The 7,304-nt window shown below is 67.7% G+C and carries 7 protein-coding genes; all 7 read left to right on the forward strand.

Annotated elements, in window-relative coordinates:
* Positions 1-1,276: DNA recombination protein RmuC (locus LI92_RS18555; protein WP_286135190.1), on the forward strand; the 1,276-nt coding region annotated here is incomplete at its 5' end.
* A 9-nt stretch (positions 1,277-1,285) separates the two neighbouring features.
* On the forward strand, positions 1,286-1,933 hold the full coding sequence (locus LI92_RS18560; protein ID WP_046321546.1) for a TetR/AcrR family transcriptional regulator: 648 nt from the start codon (positions 1,286-1,288) through the stop codon (positions 1,931-1,933).
* A 56-nt stretch (positions 1,934-1,989) separates the two neighbouring features.
* Positions 1,990-2,811 (forward strand): SDR family oxidoreductase, encoded by an 822-nt coding sequence (locus LI92_RS18565; protein ID WP_046321559.1) that lies wholly within the window; start codon positions 1,990-1,992, stop codon positions 2,809-2,811.
* 13 nt (positions 2,812-2,824) lie between these two features.
* On the forward strand, positions 2,825-4,045 hold the full coding sequence (locus tag LI92_RS18570) for an acyl-CoA dehydrogenase family protein (RefSeq protein ID WP_046321548.1): 1,221 nt from the start codon (positions 2,825-2,827) through the stop codon (positions 4,043-4,045).
* Entirely contained in the window at positions 4,042-4,809 is a 768-nt protein-coding gene (locus LI92_RS18575; protein ID WP_046321550.1) for an SDR family oxidoreductase, read from the forward strand. The genes LI92_RS18570 and LI92_RS18575 overlap by 4 nt, the downstream gene beginning before the upstream one ends.
* The gene (locus LI92_RS18580) at positions 4,810-5,838 is read left to right on the forward strand and encodes a phosphotransferase family protein (RefSeq protein ID WP_046321552.1); all 1,029 of its coding nucleotides are present in this window, start codon (positions 4,810-4,812) and stop codon (positions 5,836-5,838) included.
* A gap of 106 nt (positions 5,839-5,944) precedes the next feature.
* A complete protein-coding gene (locus tag LI92_RS18585; RefSeq protein WP_502691478.1) occupies positions 5,945-7,228 on the forward strand; it encodes an MFS transporter in 1,284 nt (427 codons plus the stop codon).
* Positions 7,229-7,304: the final 76 nt, after the last annotated feature.

Consider the following 7,304-nt stretch of genomic DNA (forward strand, 5'->3'; position numbering starts at 1 on the left):
TGTCGGTGGCCCGCGCTACCTTTCCGGCATGGACACAGCACTGCTGATCCTCCTCACCTCACTGGCGCTGCTGGCGGTCATACTGCAGGTGGTGGTGCTCGTGCGCCCGGGAGGCGGGGCGATCACGCCCGAACAGCTCGCCGCGCTGCGCGGCGACAGTGAACGCGTGGAGCGCACGCTGCGCGAAGAGCAGCATGCGGGGCGGGCCGAACTCGCCCAGGCGTTCCATCAGTGGCAGCTGACGCTGCACCGCTTCGGGGCGAGTTTGCAGGGCACCCAGGACAAACTGGGCGCCACCCTGGACCGGCAGCTCCGGAGCCTGCAGGCCGAGAACACCGCGCAGCTGGAGAAGATGCGCGCCACGGTGGACGAGAAGCTGCAGGCCACCCTGGAGACTCGCCTGGCGCAGTCCTTCACCCAGATCTCGGAGCGGCTGGAGGCGGTGCAGCGCGGATTGGGTGAGATGCAGACCCTGGCCACCGGCGTCGGCGATCTCAAGCGGGTCCTGACCAACGTCAAGACCCGGGGCATCTTCGGGGAGACGCAGTTGGCCGCGCTGTTGGCTGAGACTCTGACGCCCGAGCAGTACGCCACCAATGTCAACACCGTTCCGGGCTCGAACACCCGCGTGGAGTTCGCCATCCGGTTGCCCGGTGCCGCCGGTGCCGGTGAGGTGCTGTTGCCCATCGACGCCAAGTTTCCGCGGGAGGACTTCGAGCGCCTGCTCGAAGCGCAGGAACACGCCGACTCCGCCGGGGAGGCCGCCGCGCGCCAGGCGCTGGTCCGGCGGATCGAAGCCGAGGCCGGCGACATCTGCGACAAATACCTGGAGCCGCCGCACACCACGGATTTCGCCATCCTGTTCCTGGCGACCGAGAGTCTGTATGCCGAGGTGCTGCGGCAACCGGGGCTGTTCGAGCGCATCCAGTCCAAGTACAAAGTCACCCTGGCCGGGCCGACGACATTAGCCGCGCTGCTCAACAGCCTGCGGATGGGCTTTCGCACCCTGGCGATCGAGCAGCGCAGCAGCGAGGTCTGGCAGGTCCTCGGAGCGGTCAAGACCGAGTTCGGAAAGTTCGCCGCGGTACTGGAGAAGACGCGTAAGCAGCTCGACACCGCCCGCAACACCATCGACTCAGCGGGGATTCGCACCCGCGCCATCGAACGCAAGCTGCGCGGCGTGGAGTCGCTGCCCGAACCGGAGGCAGAGGCGATGCTGGGGGACTTCGGAGCGTGTCCCGAGGAAATCAGTGAAGTTGACATCGAATTCAGTTAGCCTGCCGGGGTGAACACCGTTGCAGCGCGCCAGCTGCCGGCGACGGTGCGTGGGGCGCGGACCCGGGCGGCGCTGGTCGCCGCGGCCCGCAAGGTCTTCGAGCGTGACGGCTATCTCGACGCCAAGCTGATCGACATCACCAAGGCCGCCGGTTGTGCGACGGGGTCCTTCTACACCTATTTCGCCAACAAAGAGGAGATCTTCGCGGCCGTCCTCGAACAGTCGCAGCAGGACATGATGCACCCGGGCATGGGCCGGGTCAGCGATTCCGATGACCCCTACGCCGTGTTGGAGGCCAGTAATCGCGCCTACTTGGAGGCCTACCGGCGCAATGCCCAGCTGATGGGACTGCTCGAGCAAGTGGCGCAGATCGACCCGAAGTTCCGCGCCTTCCGGGCGCGGCGGGCCGAGGCGTTCATCACGCGCAACGCCGCCGGAATCGCCGACCTGCAGGCGCGGGGGATCGCCGACGCCGACGTCGACCCGCTGCTGGCCTCGCGGGCACTGTCGGGGATGGTCAGTCGGCTGGCCTACGCCACATTCGTCGGCGAAGACGGCGCCGGCGGATCGGGCGCCGATTTTGAGGCCCTGGTCGCCACGGTGACCCGACTGTGGGCGAACGCCCTGCAATTCCGCACATCCACCAATCGAACCTGAGATCGGATTCAACTAATGTCATTGCCGGCGCGCACGGAAGAACGGGGATGCTGCCGATGAAGGTTGCCGACCGAATCGCGATCGTCACCGGGGGCGGCGGCGGCATCGGGGGAGCCCTGGCCGCGGCGCTGGCCGACGCCGGGGCAAAGGTCGTCGTGGCCGACCTCGACGCCACCGCCGCGCGCGCGGTGGCCGACGAGATCAACAGCGCGCACCCCGGTGCCGCCATCGCCGCCGGCGGCGACGTCTCGGACACCGAGACCATCCGGGAACTGATCGCCCTGGCCGAACAGACCTACGGCCCGGTCGACCTCTACTTCGCCAACGCCGGAATCGTCGGTGCCACCGGCCTGGCGGGCGACGCCGACTGGGATGTGGCCATCGACGTCAATCTGCGCGCCCATATCCGGGCGGCTCAGCTGCTGGTTCCGGGCTGGGTGGACCGCGGACAGGGCTACTTCGTCTCCACCGCCTCGGCGGCCGGCCTGCTCACCCAACTGGGCGGGGCCGCCTACTCGGTCACCAAGCATGCGGCTGTCGGATTCGCCGAATGGCTCAACATCACCTACGGCGACAAGGGTGTGCGGGTCAGCTGCCTGTGCCCCATGGGCGTCAACACCACGTTGCTTTACGCCGGTGAGCAATCCGGTGACCCGATGGGCGAGCTGGCCACCCGCGCGGTCACGGCCGCGGGCGAGGTTCTCGAACCCGCCGACGTGGCCGCACAGGTGCTGGCCGCCATCGACGACGAGCGGTTCCTTATCCTGCCGCACCCGGCCGTGCTGGAGATGTTCCGGCACAAGGCCGCCGACTACGACCGCTGGCTGCGCGGAATGCGGCGCTACCAGCGGGGCCTGCTCGACCCCGAGGTGTCCTAGATGAGGAGCTGGTATGTCCCTGTTTGAAATGTCCGCACGCGCAACGAAATACCGCGACAACCTGCTGGAGTTCATGGACGAGTGCGTCTCCCCGGCCGAGCCGGTGTACGAGACGCAGATGGCCGAATCCGGCGACCCGCACTTCCAGCCCCCGATCATCGAAGAGCTCAAAGCCCAGGCCCGCGCGCGCGGCCTGTGGAACCTGTTTCACCCCCCCCCCGAGTGGGGGCCGGGCCTGACCAATCTGGAATACGCACCCCTGGCCGAGATCATGGGACGCAGTCCGCATCTGGCTCCGGAGGCCTGCAACTGCAGCGCCCCCGACACCGGCAACATGGAGGTGTTCACGCTGTTCGGCAGCGACGAACACAAAGAGCGCTACCTCAAGCCGTTGTTGGAGGGCACCATCCGGTCGGCTTTCGCGATGACCGAGCCGCAGGTGGCCAGCTCGGATGCCACCAACGTCCAGCTGTCCATGGTGCGCGACGGTGACGGCTACCTGCTCAACGGACGAAAGTGGTTTGCCTCCAATGCTTTGCATCAGAACTGCAAGGTGATGATCGTGATGGGCAAGACCGACCCGGACACCGCCACCCACCGGCAGCAGTCGATGATGGTGGTTCCCATCGACGCCCCGGGAGTCACCATCCGGCGCGGCGTGACGGTCTTCGGCTATCAGGATCGCGAAGGCCACGCCGAAATCGACTTCAACGACGTTCGGGTGCCCGCCAAGGACGTGCTCAAGGGCGAGGGAGAGGGGTTCGCGATCGCCCAGGCGCGGCTCGGACCCGGCCGGATCCACCACTGCATGCGGGCGATCGGCATGGCTGAGCGTGCTCTGGAGCTGCTGTGCAAGCGCGCGCAGTCCCGGGTGACCTTCGGCCGGCCGGTCTCCGACAACGCCAACATTCGCGACTGGATCGCCGAGGCCCGTATCGACATCGAGATGGTCCGGCTCCTGACGCTCAAGACCGCCTACCTGATGGACACCGTCGGCAACAAGGCAGCGCAGGTAGAGATCGCGGCGATCAAGGTGGCAGCGCCCAATATCGCGCTCAAGATCGTCGACCGGGCCATTCAGGTGCACGGTGCCGGCGGGGTCACCGAGGACTTCCCGCTGGCCGGTTTCTGGGCGCACCTGCGCACCTTACGGCTGGCCGACGGCCCCGACGAGGTGCACAAGCGCGCCATCGCCCGTCAGGAACTGCGCAAGTACCGCGAGGATCCCCGGTGACCACACCGGATCTCCACGGACGCACCGCCATAATCACCGGTGCGTCGCGGGGGATCGGGCTGGCGATCGGACAGCGACTGGCCGAGGCGGGTGCCAACGTGGTGTTGACCTCGCGCACCCAGGACAGCGCTGACGCCGCAGCGGCCCAGGTCAACGGCGCCGCGCTGGGTGTGGCCGCCCATGTCGCCGACGACGACGCAGCCCGCCGCTGCGTCGAGCTCACCCTGCAACGCTTCGGCAGCGTCGACATCCTGGTCAACAACGCCGGTACCAATCCGGCATTCGGGCCGCTGATCGAGCAGGACCACGCCCGGTTCGCCAAGATCTTCGACGTCAACCTGTGGGGACCGCTGCTGTGGACCTCCTGCGCGGTCAAGGCGTGGATGGGCGACAACGGCGGCGTGGTGGTCAACACGGCATCGATCGGCGGAATGAGCCACGCGCCGCTGATGGGCATGTACAACGCCACCAAGGCGGCCCTGATCCACATCACCAAACAGCTCGCGCTGGAACTGTCCCCCGGAATCCGGGTGAACGCCATCTGTCCGGGTGTGGTGCGCACCAGACTGGCCGAGGTGCTGTGGAAGGAACACGAGCAGGACCTGGCCGCCACCATGCCGCTGGGCCGCATCGGCGAGCCGGTCGACGTCGCCGACGCGGTGAGGTTTCTGGTCTCCGATGCGGCCAGCTGGATCACCGGGCAGACACTCGTCATCGATGGTGGTCAGATCCTCGGTGACGCAACCGGTTTCCGGGAGGGATGAGTGGTCCAAGAGCCACTGGGAATCGATCCGGTCGCTGCGGCGACCTGGATCGCCGGACTGGGCCTGCCCGTCGAGGGCCCGCTGACCTTCGAGAGAATCGGGATCGGGCAGTCGAACCTGACCTATCGGGTCTCCGACAGCGCCGGTCATCACTGGGTGCTGCGCCGTCCGCCGGTGGGGACGCTACTGGCATCGGCGCACGATGTGGCACGGGAGGCGCGAATCCTTGCCGCGCTGGGCGACACCGATGTCCCCACGCCGCGGGTCTACGGGCTGACGCGTGACGGCGAAGGCACGCCGCTGCTGCTGATGGAGTACATCGACGGGGTGGTGGTCGACCGGATGTCGGTGGGAGAGTCGTTGTCCCCGCAGCGGCGCCGGCAGATCGGGCTGTCCATGCCCAAGACGCTGGCCAGGATTCACGCCGTCGACATCGCCGCGGTGGGCCTCGAGGATCTGGCCAGCCACAAGCCGTACGCCCAGCGTCAGCTCAAACGCTGGGCCGGGCAGTGGGAGAAGTCCAAGACGCGAGAACTGCCCGCACTCGACGAGCTGACCCGGCGGCTGACCGCCGCCGTGCCGCAGCAGCAGGAGCTGACCCTGGTCCACGGAGACTTCCACCTGCGCAACGTGATAACCGACCCCGGCAACGGCCAGGTGATCGCGGTGCTGGACTGGGAGTTGTCCACCCTCGGAGATCCGCTGGCAGACATGGGAAGTCTGCTCGCGTACTGGCCCGAGGCCGGCGAGGAGCAGACCGCCGGGGACTTCATCATCAGCACGCTCGAGGGCTTCCCGGACCGGGCGGAGCTGGCCGGGGTCTATCTGGAATTGACCGGGCGTGACGCGGGGACGCTGCAGTACTGGCATGCTCTTGGCCTGTGGAAAGTCGCGATCATCGCCGAAGGAATTGTGCGGCGGGTGTTGGACAACCCGGCCAACAAAGCCGCCGCCGGCACGCCGATCACCGCGTGGATCGACGCGCTGGTGGACCGGGCGTACGGAGTCGTCGATGAGGCGGGCATCTGAGGTGAGCACGGCCTATCGTGCCGGCGGAGCGCCCCGTGGCACCGTGGGCGCCGCGGAGCGCGACCTCGTCGCAGGCGTTCCGCGCCGGCGCATCGCGGTGGCAGCGATGGTCGGCACCACCATCGAGTTCTACGACTTCTACATATATGCGGCCGCAGCCGTCACCGTCTTTCCGCACCTGTTCTTCCCGCATGGCGACTCCACGGCGGCGCTGCTGGCCTCGTTGGCCACGTTCGGCCTGGCGTTCGTGGCACGCCCGCTGGGCTCGATCCTGTTCGGCCATTTCGGTGATCGCCTGGGCCGGAAGTCGACTCTGGTCGCCTCGCTGCTGCTGATGGGTATCGCCACGTTTTTGATCGGCGTGCTGCCTACCTATCACCAGATCGGTCTGCTCGCCCCCGTGCTGCTGGCCGTACTGCGGTTCAGCCAGGGGCTGGCGATCGGCGGTGAATGGAGCGGGGCGGCCCTGCTGGCCACCGAGACCGCCAAACCGGGCCGGCGGGCGACGGCGGGAATCTGGCCGCAGCTGGGTGCGCCGCTGGGATATCTGCTCGCCACCATGATTTTCCTGATCCTGTTCCGGTGGTCGGGACCGGTCTCCGCCGGCGCGGACGGTCCTGGGGCATTTCTGGCCTGGGGCTGGCGCATCCCGTTCCTGCTGAGCGCCGTCATGGTGGCCGTCGGCCTGTATGTCCGGCTGCGGCTGACCGAAACCCCGGTCTTCGCGCAGGCGGTCGCCGCGGGGGCGCCGGTGAAGGCTCCGATCGCGGCGCTGCTGCGGGGCAGCTGGCGCCAATTGATCATCGGCACATTGGTGATGGTGGTGCCCTACACGCTCTTTTACACCGCGACGACGTGGAGCTTGAGCTACGGCACCGCCAAACGCCCGCCCGAGGGTTTTGGGCTGGGCTACGGCTATGCCGACTTCCTCGGACTTCAGTTGATCGCCGTGGTGTTCTTCGTCTGTGTGCTGCCCATCGTGGGAAGGCTGGCCGACCGCTTCGGCCGGCGCCCCCTGCTGCTGATCTTCACCGCCGGAATCATGGTGTACGGGGCCACTTTCGGCGCGTTCCTGAAGCCGACCGCCTCCACCGGCACGATACTGGCCTTCCTGATCGTCGGTATGACCCTGATGGGCTTGGTCTTCGGTCCGATGAGTGCGGTGCTGCCGGAGCTGTTCCCCACCAACGTCCGCTACACCGGGTCGGGTGTGGCCTACAACGCGGCGAGCATCCTGGGAGCGGCGGTGGCGCCGTTCATCACCACCTGGCTGGTCACCAGCCATGGCGTGGCCTGGGTGGGCGGCTATCTGGCGACGGTGGCCGCCTGCTCGTTTGCGGCGCTGCTGGTGATGCACGAAACCCGGGACGCCGAACTGGTGACTCTCTGACCAGCTTCGCCTCTCCTGCGTCGAGGCTCGCTAGCCGCCGGGACTGATGCGGCGGCCCAGCTTCACCTCTCCTGCG

Source organism: Mycobacterium sp. UM_Kg1, from assembly GCF_000972925.1.
GTDB lineage: Bacteria > Actinomycetota > Actinomycetes > Mycobacteriales > Mycobacteriaceae > Mycobacterium > Mycobacterium hiberniae.